Origin of the sequence: Dyella choica (assembly GCF_003977665.1) — a bacterium.
GTDB lineage: Bacteria > Pseudomonadota > Gammaproteobacteria > Xanthomonadales > Rhodanobacteraceae > Dyella_B > Dyella_B choica.
The window spans coordinates 113,601-133,758 of sequence record NZ_RYYV01000007.1 but is presented as its reverse complement, the minus strand read 5'-3'; the positions used below and the strand labels follow the sequence as shown (position 1 = coordinate 133,758).

The window sequence follows — 20,158 nt, the reverse complement described above, 5'->3', positions numbered from 1 at the left end:
GAATAATGGGTATACCGTACAGTTTAGAAAATCCGTTTCTTGCGCAAGCTACTCGTGACTCACAGTCAGGAATGGGTACATAATCGCCAGCAGTCCGTCTTTTGGATCGTGCTATGGAAGACTTTTCCGCTATCTCCGCTTTCGTCCGAGTCGTGGAAGCGAAGAGTTTTGCGTCCGCCGCGGCCCAGCTGGGCATGACCCCTTCCGGCGTCAGCCGGGCTGTCTCCCGCCTGGAGGAGCAGCTGAGTGTGCGGCTGCTGTTCCGCTCCACTCGTGCCCTTCGTCTGACCGACGACGGGGCCTCGTTCTATACCCGCTGCAAGGAGATCCTCGCTGATCTGGCCGAGGCGACCGAAGCGCTGGGCTATGCCCACCAGAAGCCACAGGGCAAGCTGCGGGTGGGCATGTCGGCCTCGATCGGCCGCACCGCGATCGTGCCGAAGCTCGACGAATTCCAGCGCCGCTACCCAGACATCCGCCTGGAATTGATGATGTGCGACTTCCCCTACGACCTGAACGAGGAAGGGGTGGATTGCGCCATCCGCATGGGCGAGCTGGAGGATTCCAGCCTGATCGCGCGCAAGATCGGCTACCTGCGCAATGTGCTGCTGGCCTCGCCGGAATACCTTGCGCGCTATGGCACGCCAGCCAGCATCGATGATCTGAAAAACCATCGCTGCATCAACTACGTCTACCCGAACGGCAAGCCGCGGCAGTGGTCATTCGATACGCCCAACGGCCGCATGGAAGTCGACGTCAACGCGCATTTGCTGATCAACGACGGCGAATCGGTGATCCAGGCGGCCATGGCGGGCTTGGGCATCATCCAGGCTCCGCACGTGATGGCGACCTGTGCGCTGGAGATCGGCAAGCTCGAACCGATCCTTACCGACACCGTCTCCACCGGCAAGAACGTGTGGATCGTCTATCCGCAGAAGAAACACCTTTCCGCCCGCGTGCAGGCTTTCATCGAGTGGGCGCGCGAATTGTTCGAGCGGCCGTTCGAATCGGTGTGCCCGATCGCGCCGGTGGTGGAGGCGTTCCGGCCGCCGATGCCGCTGGTCACGAAGGAAAGGCTGCTGCCCAGTAGGCTGGGATGACAATCCCAGCATCGCGCGGGCTGCATGCATGGCAATGCTGGGATTCGCAACGTAAGCCTACGATGGCCATCCCGGCCTACGAATCAAGCGCCTGCTGGCACCAACAGCAGCAGTGTCGCTCCGAGCGCGATGCGATACCACGCAAACCAGGTGAAGCGATGCGTGCGGATGTAGCTCAGCAGCCATTTCACCGCGATGAACGCCACCACTAGCGATACCCCGAAGCCGACGCCCAAGGCGCCCCAGTCTTCGTGCATCGAATCGCCGGCCTTGAGTACCTTCAGCAGTTCGTAACCGGTCGCCGCATACATGGTCGGAATGCCGACCAGGAACGAAAACTCCGTGGCCGCGGGGCGATTGCTGGTGCCGGCGAGCATGGCGGTGAAGATGGTCGCGCCTGAGCGCGAAGTGCCGGGAAACACGCCTGCGATGATCTGCGCGATGCCGACCAGGATCGCCACGCGCCAGGTCACCTCGCGCCGATCCACCTGGCGGGCGGCGATGGCCTCCGCGCCCAGGATCCAGAATCCGCCGATCAGCAGGGCCCACGCGATCGGCGTGATGGTTTCAGGCAGCTTGAAGCCGTAGTGCGTGACCAGGAAGCCCAGTGCGCAGGTAATCAGGAAGGCTGCCAGCAGCTTGAGCAAATAGCTGCGGTTTGCCGGCTCCTGCCAGCGGGTCAGCAATTCCCAGATGCGCTTCCAATAGATCAGCGTGATGGCGAGGATGGCGCCGGCCTGGATGCCAACGTTGAAAAGGTCCGATCGCGCGCCGAGTCCGAAGCTCTCGGCGATCAGCAGGTGTCCGGTACTGGAGACCGGCAGGAATTCGGTAATGCCCTCGATGACGCCGAGCAGGATCACATGGATGAGGTCGTGCACGCGGAAAGCTCCTGGTAGGGCGTACGCCGGCGCCGAAACGATATAGCCTAAGGCTTAAGTTCCGTCTTGCCGAGTGGCCAACTGCGGCAGGCACCCCCATGCGGCGCGACGCGATGACGACCAGCAAACCTACCGATACAGGGCAGCATTTGCGCGAGCTGGCGAAGTTGCGCCGCGTGCGCGACCGCATCGACCGGGACTACACGCAGCCGCTGGACGTGGAGGCGCTTGCCCGCGGCGTGCACATGTCGGCCGGGCACCTCAGCCGGCAGTTCCGGCTTGCCTATGGCGAATCGCCTTACTCCTATCTAATGACGCGGCGCATCGAGCGCGCGATGGCGCTGCTGCGCCGGGGTGACCTCAGCGTCACCGATGTCTGCTTCGAGGTGGGCTGCGCTTCCCTGGGCACTTTCAGCACGCGCTTCACCGAGCTGGTCGGCGTGTCCCCCAGTGCCTATCGCCGGAGCCAAGCCCAGGCGACCGAGGGGATGCCTTCGTGCGTGGCGAAGCAAATCACGCGACCGATCAGGAATCGAGAAGCGCCGGTGCCGGAGCCGTCGCTAGAGTGATCGCACCTTTCAACGCAGGACTCAAGCCCATGAACATCCGCATCCACTCCACCTTCCTCCCGCAAACCGATCCGGAAGCCTCGCTGGCCTTCTACCGCGACACCCTGGGTTTCGAGGTCCGCAATGATGTCGCCTACGGCGGAATGCGCTGGATCACCGTCGGCCCCGCCGGCCAGCCCGGCGTGTCCATCGTGCTGACCCCGCCGGCCGTCACCCCCGGCCTCACCGAGGACGAGCGCCGCACCATTACCGAAATGATGGCCAAGGGCACCTACGGCATGATTATCCTGGCCACCAAGGACCTGGACGGCGCCTTCGAGCGGATCCAGGCCACCGGCGCCGAGGTGATCCAGGAGCCGACCGCGCAGCCGTACGGGGTGCGCGATTGCGCCTTCCGCGATCCTGCCGGCAACCACGTTCGTATCAACGAAGCGGGCTGACCTGCTGCGAAGGATGTGCAACCCCGGCCGGTATCGGCGGCCGGGGTGGGTCGGTCTTTCGTTAGCACCATATAGGTGCAAACATGCCCCAACATGGTGCAATGAGCGATACGCGAAAAGCCCGTTTTTGTGCAATCATTTGAAGTTCCGGGCCTTTTGAAGTTGGTACGGTGCTTGCTCCAGAAGCACGCGCGATCCCCTTTCACGAATCATCGAGGTTTTACATGTCCGCCAAGCAAGTGCTCGACCTGATCCAGGAAAAAGAGGTCGAGTTCGTCGACCTGCGTTTCGCCGACATGCTCGGCAAGCATCACCATGTGACCTTCCCGGCCCACCAGATCGACGAATCGACCTTCGAAGACGGCAAGATGTTCGACGGCTCCTCGATCTCCGGCTGGAAGGGCATCAACGAATCGGACATGGTGCTGCTGCCCGACCCGACCACCGCCTATCTCGATCCGTTCAGCGCCCACACCCAGCTCGTCCTGCACTGCGACGTGCTGGAACCGAGCACCATGCAGGCCTACGGCCGCGACCCCCGCTCGATCGCCAAGCGCGCCGAGGCGTACCTGAAGTCCACCGGCCTGGCCGACACCGCCTACTTCGGTCCGGAGCCGGAATTCTTCATCTTCGATTCCGTGCGCTGGCAGAACGACATGGGCCGCGTGTTCTACGAAATCGAATCGCAGGAAGCCGCGTGGAGTTCGCGCTTCAAGTACGACGAAGGCAACAGCGGCCATCGTCCGGGCGTGAAGGGCGGCTACTTCCCGGTCAGCCCGGTCGACTCGCTGGGTGACCTGCGCGCCGACATGTGCAAGGTGCTGGAATCGCTCGGCCAGGTGGTGGAAGTGCACCACCACGAAGTGGCCAATGCCGGCCAGTGCGAGATCGGCGTGAAGTTCAACACGCTGGTGACGAAAGCCGACGAGCTGATGACGCTCAAGTACGTGATCAAGAACGTGGCGCACCAGAACGGCAAGACTGTCACCTTCATGCCCAAGCCGATCGTCGGCGACAACGGCAGCGGCATGCATGTGCACCAGTCGCTGAGCAAGGACGGCAAGAACCTGTTCTCCGGCGACCTGTACGGCGGCCTGTCACAGATCGCGCTGTGGTACATCGGCGGCATCTTCAAGCACGCCAAGGCGATCAACGCGTTCGCCAACTCCACCACCAACAGCTACAAGCGCCTGGTGCCGGGCTTCGAGGCGCCGGTGATGCTGGCCTATTCCGCGCGCAACCGCTCGGCGAGCTGCCGCATTCCGTTCGTGTCCAACCCGAAGGGCCGCCGCATCGAAGTGCGCTTCCCCGACCCGATCCAGTCCGGTTACCTCACCTTCACCGCGCTGATGATGGCCGGCCTCGACGGTATCCTGAACAAGATCGATCCGGGTGCGCCGGCCGACAAGGACCTGTACGACCTGCCGCCGGAAGAAGAGAAGAACATCCCGCAGGTGTGCTCCAGCCTCGACGGCGCGCTGGAAGCGCTGGACAAGGACCGCGACTTCCTCAAGGCCGGCGGCGTGTTCACCGACGACTTCATCGATGCCTACATCGAACTGAAGATGCAGGAAGTGACGCGCTACCGCGCCAGCACCCATCCGCTGGAATTCCAGATGTACTACGCGATCTGATCGCGCTTGCGTTTGGGTATGCATGCAACGGGCGCTTCGGCGCCCGTTGTTGTTTGTGCGGCATAAGACGAGATACGCACATTTACGCGCCAAGCAGATCCCGCCTCACCGTCATTCCGGCGCAGGCCGGAATCCAGTTCAAATACGCGTCCGAAGGACACTAAACCAGGTTTTGGGTGCTTCGCACGACGTATTAAAACTGGATTCCGGCCTGCGCCGAAATGACGGCGAGGTTTGGCTCAAGCTGCCCGCGAATTAGTCATTCGCGAGTTTGCCCCGATAATCCCGCTTTCATGGCAAGGTCGCCCTTCGCATTCACTTTCAAGGCAGGGGCGAAGCTCGCATGGGGATTGTTAGGGCACGTAAGCAAATCGCACTATGGCTTGTCGCATCCATGGCGTGCTGCGCACAGGGCGCTATCGCAGCACCATCATCAATGGCGGCAACCACCGCGATCCGCCGCCCTCTCGACCAGCCCCAGCCGCCGCCCGGCTCCGGCCCCAGCGCGCAAACCATCAAGGACTGGCAGGACCGCAAGTTCGGCATGTTCATTCACTTCGGGCTGTATTCCATTGCCGGCGGCAAGTGGCAAGGCAAGCGCGTGGACAATGGCTATAGCGAACAGATTCTCGCCAACGCGCCGATTCCCCCGCAGGACTACGAAGCGCTCGTCCAACAGTTCGATCCGCAGCAATTCGATCCCGATGCGATCGTTGCACTGGCCAAGGCGAATGGCATGAAATTCATCGTGATCACCGCCAAGCATCACGACGGCTTCAACCTGTTCCAGACCGCGCAGACGTCCTACAACGCGGTGGACGGCACGCCTTATCACCGGGACATCGTGAAGGAGCTGGCCGAGGCTTGCGCGCGCGCCGGCCTGAAGTTCGGCGTGTATTACTCGACCATCGATTGGCATCACCCGGGTGGCAATACCTACATCGAAGGCAACAGCAATCCGATCACGCCTGGGCAGGAGGCCTTCAACGTGGCCCAGCTCAAGGAGTTGCTGAGCCATTACGGCCCCATCGCGGAAATCTGGTTCGACATGGGCAAGCCCACGCCCGCGCAAAGCGCCCACTTCGCTCACACCGTGCATGCCCTGCAGCCGCAAACCATGATCTCCGGCCGCGTGTGGAATGCCTACGGCGACTTCGCCGTGATGGGCGACAACGCGGAGCCCGATGTCGGCATGGAACTGCCGTGGCAATCACCCGCCTCCATGTTCCCTGAGACCTGGGGCTATCGCTCGTGGCAGCAACGAGCAGACCTGCCGGGCAAGCTCCGCGAGAACATCACGCGCCTGGTGCGCGTGGTCAGCCAGGGCGGCAACTACATCCTCAATATCGGCCCGGAAGGCGATGGCTCGGTTGTGCCGTACGAGGCGCAGGTATTGCAAGGCATGGGTACCTGGTTGAAACGTAACGGTGAAGCCATCTACGCCACGCGCAAACAACCATTTGCGGCGTTGGATTTCGGCTACGCAACAGTCGGCTCGCAGGCGCTTTATTTGTTCGTCAACAAGCTGCCGCCGAATCATCAGCTGCGCGTGCCAGGCTTGGCCGACACCACATTCGGCGCCGCGTATCGATTGGGTTCGCCTGGGTCAACGGTGGAAGTGCAACGCAACGGCCACGACATAAGCATTGCGCTGGATCATCTCGCCAACTGGCCTGCTGCCAGCGACGACAACGTGAATGCCTTCATGCCGGTCATCGTGCTGCCGCTCAAGGGGCCGTTGCGCGTGCGCCCCGAGATGATCGCCGCGTCAGCCGACGGCAGCTTCCTTTTGCAGCCGGCGCAAGCCGAGCGATATCTCAACTACAACGGCGAGGGTTATGAAGCACCGGCTACGCTCTACAAGCTGAGCTGGCAGCTGGACGCCAAGGCGGACAGCTATGCACTCACTCTGCGCTACTCGGCTGCAAGCGAGCACGCTCGAATGAACCTGTGGGTCGACGGCCAGCGCTACCCGCTGGATCTCGCCGCGACCACGGACGGGCAAGTAGCTGCTAGCCAGGTGGTACGCATCCGTCGCATTCGCACCAACCACCCTTACGCCATGCAGGTGGAGCTGACGCCATCGGCGCCGTTCCAACAGGGTGCCGCGTTGCCGGTAAAGCTGCAATCCGTGGAACTGTCGCCGAGCCGATGAAAAATCCTGCTGACCTGCCCTGTTCAGTCACCGCATGAAGTAAGCAGGTTCTCCGCAAAAAGGGACGCCTAACGCATAATCCACAATCGGTAGAGCTAGCGATCGGGCAGGGCAGTCAATGACATCGATAGAGCTGAGTCCGACGCTCATCGTCGAAGACGATCCGGCCACTCGGCGCCGTCTGCATGCGCTACTGGTCGGGCTGCTCGGCACCGAGGCCGTTATTGCAATGGCCGATTCGGTGGCATCGGCGATAGCGGCGACCCGGGAGGGACGTTTCGCCCTGGCATTGGTCGACGTGGGCCTGCCCGATGGCAATGGGGTGGATGTCATCGCCTGGTTGCACGTGCACGCCCCTGATACCGTTTCGGTGGTGATCTCCAGCTGGGGCCACGAGGACACCGTGCTGGCAGCGCTACGCAGCGGGGCGACCGGCTACCTGCTCAAGGAAAGCGAAGACATCGAGCTGGGCCTGTCGCTGAAAAGCCTGCGACGCGGAGGCGCCCCAATCGATCCGGTGATCGCGCGGCGCATCCTGGCCCAGGTGACGACGCCCGCACCCGTTGTCGAGACCGTTACCGCGCCCACGCCACAGCTTTCAGAGCGAGAGCTGGAAGTTCTTCATCTGGTCGCGCGTGGCTACAGCAACCCCGAAATCGCCACCATGACCGGGCTGTCGCGCTTCACCATCGAGGATCACACCAAGAAGATCTATCGCAAGCTGGCGGTGAACTCGCGCATGGCGGCCGTCTTCGAAGCCAACTCCCTCGGGTTGCTCAAGTGACGTGGCGCGTCCTGGTCGGCCTCTTCCTGTTGGGGGTTTTGGCCGGGTGCGCGTCTCACGGTGCGACCGATCGCGATGCGCTGGTGACCCTGACCCAAGCCGATGCCGTACGGGGGAGCTGGCAAGCCAACGATGCACCGGTTGAGGGCTGGATGCCGGTAAGCCTGCTGGATGATTGGAGCAAGCGTTGGCCGGCTCATGACGGTGTGGTCTGGTATCGCTTGCACATGCATGTGCGCGACGCGAGCCAGCCGATCGGCTTGTTGCTCGACTATGTGTGCCTTGCCGATGCGGTCTACGTCAACGGCAGCCTGGTTCACCGCGATCCCGGCCTGACCGAGCCGCTTTCGCGCAGCTGGGTCGCACCCCAGTATTTTTTGCTCGACCAGCCCTTGTTGCGATCCGGCGACAACATCGTGTTGATTCGCGTGTCGGGCCTGGCGGCTTACCAGCCCGGCCTGGGAACCGTTCGCTACGGTGATCCGCAGCAGGCTTATGCGGAATATCGCCAGGCCTGGCTGGCGCGCTACCAGCTGCGCTTTTTCGATTTCGCGATCAGTGCGGTACTGGGTGGCGTGTTCCTGATGATGTGGCTGTTCCGCCGCAAGGACGCCACTTACGGCTGGTATGCGCTCAACGTGCTGATCGGTGCGCTGTTCGAGTGGAACTACATCGCCTCGGATGTGTGGCCCTTCTCCGGCACGGATGGTTTCGAGGCTTTCAACGTCGCCGTCTACGTGGCCTATGTGTGCAGCTTCGCGGTGTTTCTGCTGCGCTATTGCGAACGGCGCTGGCCACGTTTGGAGCGCGTTCTGTTCGCGTTGTCCTTGTTCGCGTTCGCCGGTGCACTGGGGGCGCCCGGTTGGGTGGGTTCCTTGCGCGGGCCGTGGATCGCCGTCGCATCGCTGATCTACTACATCGCACTGCCCACGTTCATGCTCCACGCGTGGCGCAGCCGGAGAACCGACCAGCGAGTGTTGGCCTTGTGCCTGGTCATTCCCATGGTTGCATCGGCACACGATATCCTGCTGTTCTACGAACTGGTGCACGACCGCATTTATCTGCTGGCGCTGACGGCGCCGTTCACGCTGGTCGGCATGGGCTTCGTCCTGGCGTACCGGTTCTCCGCCGCGATGCGCCGCGTGGACGGCTTCAATGCCGAGCTGCAGGCCGAAGTCGCTGCCGCGACGACTGAACTGTCCATCAGCCTCGAGCGCGAGCATGCATCGGCGCTGGCGGCCACCCGCATGGGCGAGCGCCTGAACCTGGTGCGCGATCTGCACGATGGTTTCGGCGGCAGCCTGGTCAGCACTATCGCGGCCCTGGAGCATCCGGCCTCCGAGCAGGGAGCCAAACCCACCGTCGAGACGCTGAAAGAGTTGCGTGACGACTTGCGCCTGGTCATCGACACCACGGCGCAGGATCACAGCCGGGACCTGGCCCAGTTGTTGGGACCGTTCCGCCACCGGTGGACGCAACGCCTGGATGCGATCGACATCGAAGCACGCTGGCAGCTCCAAGCGCTGGAAGGTTTGCAACTGGGTGCTGCGCAGCAACTGGACTTGCTGCGCTTTTTGCAGGAAACGCTCACCAACGTCCTGAAGCATAGTGGCGCGACACGCGTGCAGGTGACCATGCTGGCCGCCGAGGCCAACCTGCAAGTCACGGTGGAAGACAACGGCCGCGGCTTCGACACGGCCATCGCTCGCGCCACCGGCAGTGGCGCCGGTCTCGGCAGCTTGAATGCCCGCGCGCACCGCCTTGGCGGCAGTTGGGTGCTGGATGCCAAACCGGGCGCTGGGGTCACCCTGAGATTGGTCGTCCCGCTCCCTGCGTAGGCTGGGATGACAATCCCAGCTTTCTACGCGACATCCCGATGCTGGGATTGCCATCCCAGCCTACGCGCCAGGTAGACGCTCCCCGAGCTCGGGGATGGACGCTCGGCGCCGCAGGCAACAAGCTGTGCGCCACCCAAAGCAGTGATGCACTTCACATAATTGAATCGCGTGACACGGCGAGGAGCGGCCGTGCGCGGAAACAGGGGACAACCGATGGAACGCCGGTTTCATTTCATCTCGGGCCTGCCCAGGTCCGGGTCGACCTTGCTTGCGGCCATTTTGAGCCAGAACCCGCGCTTGCACGCCGGCATGAGCGGCCCGCTGGGCGGCGCCTTTCATACCCTGCTGGGTGAGCTCAGCGGACGTAACGAGTATTCGGTATTCATCAGCGACGCGCAGCGCCAGCGCATGTTGCGGGGCTTGTTCGATACCTATTACGGCGCCGAGTACAGCGCCGAGATGGTGTTCGATACCAACCGCAGCTGGTGCAGCAAGCTGCCGCAGCTGAGGGAACTGTTCCCGCAGGGCAAGGTGATCGCCTGCGTGCGGCACGTGTCGTGGATCATCAACAGCATTGAGCAGTTGGTGCGCAAGAATGCGTTCCAGCCCTCCTCCCTCTTCAATTACCAGCCTGGCGGCACGGTGTACTCGCGCTCTGAGGGCCTGGCCAACGGCGAGGGCCTGGTCGGCTTTGCCTACAACGCGCTGAAGGAAGCGTTCTACGGCGAAGACACGGCCAACTTGATGTTGCTGCGCTACGAAACGCTGGTCAGCAATCCGGCCCGCGCGATCGCCGCCGTCTACAACTTCATCGGCGAAAAGCCCTACGCACACGACTTCGACGACATCAGCTATCAGGCGGAAGAATTCGACCTGCGCGCCGGCACTCCTGGCTTGCACACCGTACGCAAGAAAGTCGAAGCGCACGAGCGCACCAGCGTGTTGCCGCCGGACGTATTTCGCCGCTTCGAGAACGACATGTTCTGGCTGGATCCGGCGCTGAATCCGCGCGGCGTCCTGGTGGTTTGAGCGCAGCACGCGCGCACTTTTTTTGCCATCAAAAATAGCTCGCCAACCGCCGCATCTGCGCGTGGCGATTGCCGCTCAACAACTCTTTAGATCTAACAGGAAGCTTCGCCGTGAATCGCATTTATCGACTGGTCTGGAATCGTGCCTTGGGCGTCATGCAAGTGGCGTCCGAATTTGCCAGTGCGCCGCAAGGCGGCGTTTGCGCAGACGCGGATGACCGCGCACCCGAACTGGCCGTGCGTCCGCTGGCGCGCGCCCTGCTTTGCGTGCTCGCACCCATGTTGCTGCTTGTCTCGCCGCACGCCTTCGCGGCGCCGCTGCAATACGTCGTCACGCAAGCCAGCGATGACGGTACCGGCAATACCGCCGGCACCTTGAGTTGGGCCATCACCCAGAGCAATGCCGCGCCGGGCATCATCGACATTGCGCTGGCGTCGGGCAACAGCATCAGCGTGAGCGGCAGCCTGCCGGCCATCACCGCGGCAACCACCATCGAAAGCGCCGGCAACGTCAGCATCAATGCAGCCATCACCGGTACGGCGCCGGTGATGCTGCAGGGTACCGGCATGGTGACCTTCGCCAACACGGCCAACAACCTGTCCCAGGGCCTGACCCAGTCTTCTTCTTCCCTGGTGCTGCAAGGCAGCGCGGCCTCCGTGAGCAATCCGGGCACGGGCGTTTCCGGCGCCGCCGGCGCATCAGGGCCTGGGGGTGGAAGCGGATCTGCAGGTGGTGCCGGCGGCAGCGGGTCTGCTGGCCTTAGCGGACAGAGCTTCAGCCTCACCAGCAGTGCCGTCGTCGCGGGTGGACAAGGTGGCGCTGGCGGTGCCGGCGGCGCGGGTGCTGCCGGTGCCTATCATTTTGGCCGTCAAGGCGGTTCGGGCTCTGCCGGTGGTAACGGGGGAGCTGGCGGAAATGGCGGCTCCGGTCTTGCCGGCACCGGCTTCACCGTCAACAACACAGGCGTGATCGTCGGTGGTATGGGAGGCGCTGGTGGTCATGGCGGCGCCGGCGGTGTAGGCGGAAGCGGCATGTTCGCGCCTGGCGGCCCTGGCGGTAATGGAGGATACGGTGGCCATGCAGGCGCAGGCGGCGCTGGCGTCAGCGGATCATCGTTCACGCTAACCAATACGGGTGCCATCAGCGGTGGTTCCGGCGGTCAAGCCGGGGCGGGCGGTAGAGGCGCCTACGGCGGAGGCGGTATCCCTGCCGGGTCCATCGGGTACGCGGGAGGCACTGGCCAAGGCGGCCAAGGCGGCGTCGGTGTCGTATCGACCGGCAGTTCGACCATTACCAATAGTGGCAGCATAGCCGGTGGCCTAAGTGCCGGTGGCGGGCAGGCCGATGCGATCGATTTGAGCGGTGGCGGCAACCAGCTGGTGTTGCAGGCGGGTTCCACGATCGCCGGCAACGTCATCAGCAGCAGTGGCAGCACCAACGGTGGCGATACGCTGAACCTGGGTGGTGACAGCAACGCCACGTTGAACGGATCGATCGGCGAAGCCGGCAGCGGCACCCAATACCAGGGTTTTGCCAGCTATGAGAAAACCGGCAAGAGCACCTGGACGCTGGCCGGCGCCGTCAATCTCAACGAAGGCTGGTCGGTGCAGGGCGGCGAGTTGGATGTGGCCGGTATCGGCAGCAATTTCAACGGCGGCTTCAGCATGGCCGCTGGTACCACGCTGGCCGTGGGTGTCAACGGCGTGCCCGGCGTGCTGGTGGCCGGCACCCAGGGTGGTTCCGGCCAAATGGGTGCCCCGCCCCAAAACAGCTTCAAGTCCTTTGCGGGTGTTCAAATCAGCGTTGCGATCACCCAACCGGGAGCAGGCACCTCAGGCTATGCCGGTGGTGCAGCGATCGGCGGCAGCGGTTTTACCCTGAACAATCAGAGCCTGGTCTTGGGCGGCGCCGGTGGTACGGGTGGCTATGGCGGTTTGGCCATGGTCACGTCGGGTACCCCGGGCGGCGCCTACTTCAACAATGCGACGCCGGGGCCTGGCGTCAATGGCGGCGCCGGCGGCGCGGGCGGAATTGGCGGCGTAGGTGTAAGCGGTTCGGCCCTGACGGTCAGCAATGCAGGCGGCATCAATGGCGGCCGTGGCGGTAATGGCGCCCAGGGCGGCGACGGCGGCATGGGCGGTAAATACGCAGGCCAAAACCCGAGGTCCCTCCCCAGCAGTGCAACCGGAGCCGGCGGCACGTCAGGCCTGGGTGGTGCAGGCGGCAATGGGGGCAACGGCGGCCAGGGTGGCGCGGGCATCAACGCGACCGGTGCGAGCACGCTGGTCAACAGTGGTTCGATCCAGGGTGGAACCGGTGGTTACGCCGGCATGGGCGGCCGGGGTGGGCCCGGCGGTTCGGTCATCGCTCCCCTCAGCGGTGGCACTGTCAATGCCAGTGCAGGCGGTGCGGGAGGTACGGGCGGAGCTGGCGGTGGCGGCGGTGCCGGGGTAACGGGCGCTTCTTTCAACCTCAACAACAGCGGCTCAATCAGTGGCGGCTATGGCAGCCAGGGCGGCAATGGCGGCCCGGGTGGGCAGGGTAGCGCCAACTCCGGGGGCAATGCTGGTGCTGGCGGGGCGGGTGGAGCCGCAGGCAACGGCGGCACCGGCGGCAATGCGGTGGAAGGTAATCAATTCACGTTCACCAATAGCGGGTCCGCCATCGGCGGCACCGGCGGCTATGGCGGCAACGGTGGCTTCGGTGGGATGGGTGGCCTGACCCAGAATGCCGCCGGCGGCAACGGCTCCGATGCCGGGGCTGGCGGTGCTGGCGGAGCCGGTGGCGCAGCGTTGAGCGGTGGCTATTTCACGGCGACCAACAACGGCAGCTTCAGCGGCGGTGTGGGTGGTAACGGTGGCCATGGTGGTACCGGTGGCCGCGGCGGCTTCCCCGTTCCGATGAATAACTCCACTCCCAGCGGTGTTGCTGGCAATGGCGGCAACGGTGGTGCGGGCGGCAGCGGCGGTGCGGGTGGCGCCGGTGTCATCGGTATCGGTTTTACGTTCACCAACAACAACAACGTCAGTGGCGGTGCTGGCGGCATCGCGGGCATGAGCGGCCGGGCTGGATTGGGTGGTGTCGCCAAAAGCATTGCAGCGGGCTCGATGGGCAATGCCGGTAGCGGCGGGATCGGTGGCGTAGGCGGTGATGGTGTCGCCGGAGGCCAGTTTACGTTCACCAACAATGGCACCGTGACCGGGGGCAACGGCGGTAACGGTTTCTATCCGATCGGAGAGATCGCTCTGCTTGCCACGCCCATGAGCGCCACCAGCATCGGGACTGGCGGAGGTACCGGCAATGCCGGTGGCGCGGGCGGTGCAGCGGTGAATGGCAACAACGCCACGGTCATCAACAACGGCACCCTCAATGGCGGTGCGGGCGGTGCTGGCGGCAACGGCTTGAATGGCATCAATGGCGGGACCTTCTCGCCCACCCTGGACGGGGGCGCGGGTGGTGCTGGCGGCCAGGGCAGCATGGGCGGTGCAGGCGTAGCCGGCGTCGGTTTTACGCTCACAAACAGCCAGAACATCAACGGTGGCGCAGGTGGCAACGGTGGCGTGGGCGGTGTCGGTGGATCGGGCGGCTATAGCAATAGCGGCACGGCTGGTCGGGGCGGCGACGGTGGCGCCGGCGGCGCGGCCGGTGCCGGCGGCAACGGCGTAGAAGGCAGCCAGTTCACCTTTACCAACTCCGGTACGGTCACAGGCGGCGCCGGCGGTGCGGGAGGCGGCACAACAGGCTCACGCGTGGGCGGCAGCACCCATACCGGCATAGCCGGCAATGGCGGCAACGGTGGTGCCGGTGGCGCTGGCGGTGCTGGCGGGGCGGCAGTAAGTGGGGTCAACGCCACTCTTACCAACAACGGCATCGTTACCGGCGGCAACGGTGGAGCTGGCGGGAATGGAGGTCATTCCGGCAATGGCGGTTGGTCGCTCTCCACCCCTGGCGGCAACGGTGGCAATGGTGGCCAAGGTGGCCAGGGGGGTGCTGGGGGTGCGGGCGTAACCGGCAGCGGCTTCATGCTCACCAATAACCAGGCCATTGTTGGCGGCGCCGGCGCTGCAGGTGGCAACGGCGCCCAAGGCGCGCCCGGCACTTCCGGAAGCCCGTTTGGCGCCACCGGTCTCTCCGGCGTGGGTGGCAACGCCGGCGCGGGTGGCATCGGCGTCAGCGGCACGGGCTTCACGCTTGCTAACGCAGGCACCATCACCGGTGGTGTAGGTGGTGCCGGTGGCAATGGCGGAACCACGTATAACGCAACCGGCACTGCGGGCAATGGCGGCAATGGTGGCGCCGGCGCCGCGGGCGTCAGCGGAGCGGGCTTCACGGTGGTCAATACCGGCACGATTACCGGTGGCAATGGTGGTGCGGCGGGTGTCCAAGGTTCGACTGCCGCCGGAGGCATGGCAGGCATTGCTGGCGTCGTCGGTGCCGGGGGCGTTGGTGTGGTTTCCACCGGCGGGTCGACGATCACCAATGCAGGCGGCATTGCGGGAGGCGTGAGTTCTACCGGAACCCAAGCCGACGCCGTGGACCTCAGCGGCGGCGGCAACAACCTCGGGTTGGTGGCGGGCTACACGTTCACCGGCAACGTAGTCAGCCAAAGCGGCAGTACCAACGGCGGAGACACCCTCACGTTGGGCGGCAGCAGCAACGCGACGTTCAATTTGGGCGCCTTGGGAGCGGTCGGCAGCAGTGCGACCTTCCAAGGATTTGCTCAGTTCGGCAAAGCCGGCACCAGCACCTGGACGCTGTCTGGTAGCGGCATCGCCAGCCAGCCGTGGACCATCAGCAACGGCATGCTGGTCGGCAACAGCAATAGCATTGTAGGCAATGTAACGTTCGCGCCGGTGAGCGGCGGCAGTGCGAACCTCACATTCAATCAAGCGATCGACGGCGTCTACAACGGCTCGATCAGCGGCAACGGTACGCTGACCAAGGCCGGCAACGGCACGCTTACGTTGACCGGCACTGGAAGCGAGGGCCAGGCGTGGAACATCACCAGCGGCATGCTGGTCGGCAACAGCGCCAATATCGTTGGCAACGTGGTGTTCGCGCCAGTGAGTGGCGCTAGCGCCGGCCTCACGTTCAATCAAATGAGCGATGGCGTGTACAACGGTTCGATCAGCGGCAACGGCTCGCTGACCAAGAACGGCAGCGGCGCGCTGAGCTTGACCGGCGCCGGTAACGCCAGCCAGTCCTGGACGATCACCAACGGTACGTTGGTTGGCAACAGCGCCAGCATCGTCGGCAATGTGGTCTTCGCCGCGGCGAATGGCGGCAGTGCCGGCCTCACGTTCAATCAAACGGCCAACGGCGTGTACAACGGTTCGATCAGCGGCAACGGGTCGCTGACCAAGAGCGGCGGTGGTGCGCTGACCTTGACCAGCGCCGGCAATGCAAGCCAGTCCTGGACGATCACCAACGGTACGTTGGTGGGCAACAGCACCAGCATCGTCGGCAATGTGATCTTCGCAGCGGCGAACGGCGGCAGCGCCAACCTCACCTTCGATCAAGCGAGCAACGGCATCTACAACGGTTTGATCAGCGGCAACGGTTCGCTGAGCAAGACCGGCAGCGGCACGCTGATGCTTACGGCCAACAACACCTATACAGGTACCACTACCGTCCTCGGCGGCATGCTGCAGGTGGCAAACCACGACACCAACGGCATGGTGAGCGGCAACGTGGTCAACAACGGCGTGATGGCGTTCGATCGCTCGGACACAGTTAGTTACGGCGCCGGGATCAGCGGCACCGGCAGCCTGGCGCAGATCGGTGGCGGCACGCTGATCCTCAACGGCGTGAATACCTATGCCGGCGAAACCGCGGTGCGGTCGGGCACGCTGGAAGTGGGCGACAGTTCGCATGCTGCCGCATCCATTCAAAGCAGCGTGGCGGTGGGTGCAGACGGCACGTTGCGCGGCCATGGCACGATCAACGGCAACGTGACCAGTGATGGCACGGTTTGGCCGGGTGGTTCGATGGGCATGCTTAGCATCAACGGCAACTACACGCAGAACGCGGACGCGACTTTGCAGATCGACGTCACGCCGACGCGGGCGTCTGAATTGCAGGTCAATGGCCATGCCAGTCTCGCCGGCGCGCTGCACCTGGTCTATGCCCCCGGCACGTACAACACCAGCAGCTACGCCTTGGTACAGGCTACGTCGCTGAGCGGGACTTTCACCAGCACAACCTCAACCGGAGTGCCGGGCAACCTCGACACCAGAGTGGTCTACACGCAATCGCAAGCTGATCTGCTGCTGATGCAGAAGATCGTCGCTCCCGCAGACAGCGGCCTGTACGCCAACCTGCTGCAAAGCGCGAACCTGGTCGGACAGCAATCGCTGGATACCGTGCTCAGGGCAACACTTCGGCCCAGCGAAACGTCGTGCAACGACGCTCACACCGCCCATGCCAACACCGTTGCACCGTCCTGCCATGGCGATCTGTGGGTGCAATACAGCGGCGGCAATGAATCGGTTTCTGGCGGCAACGGCTTGAACAGTTCGCTGTTTGGACTGCAGGGCGGTTTCGACCACGCGGTGGGCAATGCACTGCATCTGGGCGTGGAAGCGGGCTTTGGCCGCATAAATGGCAGCGACCACCTGGGCGGCAACGCCAATGTGGACAGCGTGCACGGCGGCGTATACGCCTACGCCGATGTCGGGCCGGTGGTGTTGTCGGGCACGCTTGACGAGGCGCACAGCCGCTACAGCGCGTACCGTCAAACGGGCATCGGCCGCAGCGTGGCTCGTCCGGATGGCGATGACACGGCCGCGGCACTGCAGGCCGCGTGGCCGATCGCGGCGGCGCAGTGGCAGGTGATGCCGGTGGTCGGGGCGCTGTACCAGCATCAGAGCCTGGGCGGCTTCAACGAGTCGCTTGCCAGCACAAATCCGTTTGCCAACGATTTCGTGCTGCAAGCTGCGCATAGCACTTACAACACGTTACAGCCGTATGCACGCGTGCAGTTCTCGCATCCGTTCGTCGCCCAGGGCGTCAGCTACTTGCCGCAGTTCGACGTCGGCTATCGCTATAACACGCACGGCGGCAACGCGATGGTGCAGGCCACCAGCCAGGATGGCACGGCGTTCGTGATGCCGGGTGAGACCCTGGGGCGCGGCATGGCAACGGTGGGCGCGCGGATCACAGCGCAAGCCGGTGCGTCATGGAGTCTGTACCTGGATTACCAGGGTCAGTTCGCCAGTCATCTGAAAGACAACGCAGTGAGCGTGGGCTTCACCAAGCAGTTCTAAGCTGCATGCTCAGACAGTGCCTGGACACCGCAAGGTGTCCAGGAGCGTAGGCTTATGTTGCTAAACCAAGCATTGCCATACATGCAAGTCACGCGATGCTGGGATTGTCATCCCAGCCTACGTTGCATCACCCGTTCACCATGGGGCGCCACGCCAGCGTGAACAAAACCCAGTCGGGCCAGGATGCGCTGCGCCGCTTTGCGTTCCAGCTTGCGGTTCTCGATCGTCGCAACCAGCCGCTGCGGGCCGCCCGGTTCGCGCGCCAATTGAGTGAAGCCCTCGATCGTCCGCTCAATCAGCTGCATATTCAGCCCGGGCCGCCGGCAATCCGGCCGGATGAACATGCGCACGAAGCCGTAGCAGCGAGCCTGGTCATCGATGTGGATCGCAACGGTGCAGACACCGGCGAGACCGCCACTTGCCTCCTGCAGCACGCACGCGACTTCGAAGGATCGGCGCCAGGCTTCATCGGCATGGCTCAAGGCGCCTTGCTGCAACCAGAAGCTGACGATCTGGCGGCGCAGGGCTTCGGCCACTTGGCCGAATACCCATTGAACTCGAAAGGGCTGGGTGGTGCTGGTCATGATGAAGATTCGTACACGATGCATGTTTTATTGCATAAACCCACCCGATACGCCACGGCTCATTGCCACGTATCTGTCACGCCGCGCCCGTAGTGTCGTTGGAATGGCCATGCCCAGACTCGATCCGTACCGCCACCGCGTGAGCAACGCATGACGATCACGCGACGGGACTTTTTGCGTGGCGCCGGCGTATTCGTCGGCGCTTACGCGGTTGGTGACGTGAGGTGCACGGCAAGCGCCTCCACCATGCCAATGGCGATGCCTGTCCGCACCGGCGCGGCCACCTTGGCGGCGCCTAAGGTGCCACTGATCAATCCCACTTCGCTGGCGAGATTCGTCGATCCGCTCCCTGTTCCATCCGTGGCGCGTGCTACCCAACAGTGCGCGGACCCGGCGAATCCCGGCCACACCCTGCCCTGCTACCGGATCGAGATGCGCGCGTGCAAGGTGCGCCTGCATCGCGATATTCCCGCTACGCCCCTCTGGGGTTATGCCGGCCAGTTTCCCGGTCCAACCATCGAGGCAAGACGTGGCGAGCCGTTGATGGTGGAATGGGTGAATGCCTTGCCGGCGAAGCATTTCCTGCCGATCGACCACACTCTGCATGGCGCGGAAAAAGGCCAGCCCGAAGTACGCGCTGTGACCCACGTGCATGGTGCGCGTGCGTCGGCCGGCGCGGACGGTTTTCCGGAAGACTGGTATACGCCGGGACACTCGGCACTGTATCGCTATGCCAACGGGCAGGATGCAGCCACGCTTTGGTACCACGACCACGCGATGGGGATTACGCGTCTGAACATCTATGCCGGCTTGTTCGGTGCCTACATCGTGCGTGATGCGGAAGAACAGGCGCTCAACCTGCCCACGGGCGATTACGATATTCCGTTGATGCTGTGCGACCGGTTCGTCGCGCAGGACGGTCAACTCTACTATCCGGTTTCGGATGACCCCGACGCGCCGTGGGTCATGCAGTGCAACGGCAATCTCGTGTTGTTGAACGGCAAGCTATTTCCCTATCTGGAAGTCGAGCCGCGACGTTATCGCTTGCGCCTGATCAATGTCGCCAACACGCGCTTCTTCGATCTTTCGCTATCGCACGATCAGGCCATGCAACAGGTCGCCAGCGATCAGGGCTTGCTGCCGGCGCCCTTGGAACGGGCGCGAATCGAGCTGTATCCCGCCGAACGCGCCGAAGTGGTCATCGACTTCTCGAGCTTTGCGGGCAAGTCCCTGCAATTGCGCCACGAATCGCTAGGCATACTGGAGTTTCGTGTCCGCGACAACGGCCATCGCGATACATCCGCCGTGCCGACCTCGCTACGCCCGGTTGCACGCATCGATCCGGCCAGTGCGGTGCAAAACCGTATCCTCACCCTCAACGAAACCGACGACGCCAATGGCAACGCCATGACGATGCTGCTCGACGGCAAGCGCTGGTCTGATCCGGTGACGGAAACCCCTCGCCAGCACAGCGTCGAAACTTGGAGCTTCGTCAATCTCACCGGCGACGCGCATCCGATCCATTTGCATCTGGTGCGCTTCCAGGTGATCGATCGCCGCCCGTTCGATCTGTTCGCCTGGAATGCGCATCGCAAGCTGGTGTTCACCGGGCCGCCGCTGCCGCCGGAAGCGCAGGAACTTGGCTGGAAGGACACCGTGCGCGCCGATCCCGGCATGGTCACCCGCATCGCCATGCGTTTCGAGGGTGAGCCGGGCCGCTATGTCTGGCATTGCCATTTCCTGGAGCACGAGGACAACGAAATGATGCGGCCCTTTGAGCTGTTGCCGGCGCATTCGTAAACATAACGTCAATCCCGCGTGCCATTTGTCACGTTTGTCTCGGCACTGTCATCACGCCGTGTCGCTGTGTCGCGTTCCT

Annotated in this window: 12 protein-coding genes; 10 read left to right on the top strand and 2 right to left on the bottom strand. The window is 63.7% G+C overall.

All coding sequences use genetic code 11. From position 1 onward, the window contains the following. Positions 1-113 precede the first annotated feature (113 nt). A complete protein-coding gene (locus tag EKH80_RS11245) occupies positions 114-1,100 on the top strand; it encodes a LysR family transcriptional regulator (RefSeq protein WP_126684855.1) in 987 nt (328 codons plus the stop codon). A gap of 83 nt (positions 1,101-1,183) precedes the next feature. Here EKH80_RS11245 and EKH80_RS11240 read toward each other — a convergent pair whose 3' ends face one another. Continuing rightward, positions 1,184-1,981 carry an undecaprenyl-diphosphate phosphatase gene (locus EKH80_RS11240; RefSeq protein WP_126684854.1) on the bottom strand — a complete coding sequence of 266 codons (798 nt, stop codon included), beginning with the start codon at positions 1,979-1,981 and terminating at the stop codon, positions 1,184-1,186. A 113-nt stretch (positions 1,982-2,094) separates the two neighbouring features. Between EKH80_RS11240 and EKH80_RS11235 the strand changes: the two genes are divergently transcribed. The 8 genes from EKH80_RS11235 (at position 2,095) to EKH80_RS24340 (ending at position 17,695) form a co-directional block, all read left to right on the top strand. Then, on the top strand, positions 2,095-2,550 hold the full coding sequence (locus EKH80_RS11235) for a helix-turn-helix transcriptional regulator (RefSeq protein WP_126684853.1): 456 nt from the start codon (positions 2,095-2,097) through the stop codon (positions 2,548-2,550). 29 nt (positions 2,551-2,579) lie between these two features. After that, entirely contained in the window at positions 2,580-2,990 is a 411-nt protein-coding gene (locus EKH80_RS11230; protein WP_126684852.1) for a VOC family protein, read from the top strand. Between the two features lie 224 nt (positions 2,991-3,214). Next, the gene (gene glnA / locus EKH80_RS11225) at positions 3,215-4,624 is read left to right on the top strand and encodes a type I glutamate--ammonia ligase (protein ID WP_126684851.1); all 1,410 of its coding nucleotides are present in this window, start codon (positions 3,215-3,217) and stop codon (positions 4,622-4,624) included. 436 nt (positions 4,625-5,060) lie between these two features. After that, entirely contained in the window at positions 5,061-6,779 is a 1,719-nt protein-coding gene (locus EKH80_RS11220; RefSeq protein WP_230473622.1) for an alpha-L-fucosidase, read from the top strand. A gap of 118 nt (positions 6,780-6,897) precedes the next feature. After that, the gene (locus tag EKH80_RS11215; protein WP_126684849.1) at positions 6,898-7,563 is read left to right on the top strand and encodes a response regulator; all 666 of its coding nucleotides are present in this window, start codon (positions 6,898-6,900) and stop codon (positions 7,561-7,563) included. Then, positions 7,560-9,401: a sensor histidine kinase gene (locus tag EKH80_RS11210; RefSeq protein ID WP_126684848.1), complete on the top strand. Its 1,842-nt coding sequence runs from the start codon at positions 7,560-7,562 to the stop codon at positions 9,399-9,401. Before EKH80_RS11215 ends, EKH80_RS11210 begins: the two co-directional genes overlap by 4 nt. Positions 9,402-9,614: 213 nt before the next feature. After that, complete coding sequence (locus tag EKH80_RS11205) at positions 9,615-10,430, top strand: sulfotransferase family protein (RefSeq protein ID WP_126684847.1); 816 nt, start codon at positions 9,615-9,617, stop codon at positions 10,428-10,430. A gap of 110 nt (positions 10,431-10,540) precedes the next feature. After that, positions 10,541-17,695 (top strand): ESPR-type extended signal peptide-containing protein, encoded by a 7,155-nt coding sequence (locus EKH80_RS24340; RefSeq protein ID WP_158628824.1) that lies wholly within the window; start codon positions 10,541-10,543, stop codon positions 17,693-17,695. A 107-nt stretch (positions 17,696-17,802) separates the two neighbouring features. Here EKH80_RS24340 and EKH80_RS11180 read toward each other — a convergent pair whose 3' ends face one another. Continuing rightward, on the bottom strand, positions 17,803-18,279 hold the full coding sequence (locus EKH80_RS11180) for a GNAT family N-acetyltransferase (protein ID WP_126684846.1): 477 nt from the start codon (positions 18,277-18,279) through the stop codon (positions 17,803-17,805). A 150-nt stretch (positions 18,280-18,429) separates the two neighbouring features. Between EKH80_RS11180 and EKH80_RS11175 the strand changes: the two genes are divergently transcribed. Further along, the gene (locus EKH80_RS11175) at positions 18,430-20,079 is read left to right on the top strand and encodes a multicopper oxidase family protein (protein WP_126684845.1); all 1,650 of its coding nucleotides are present in this window, start codon (positions 18,430-18,432) and stop codon (positions 20,077-20,079) included. Positions 20,080-20,158 lie beyond the last annotated feature (79 nt).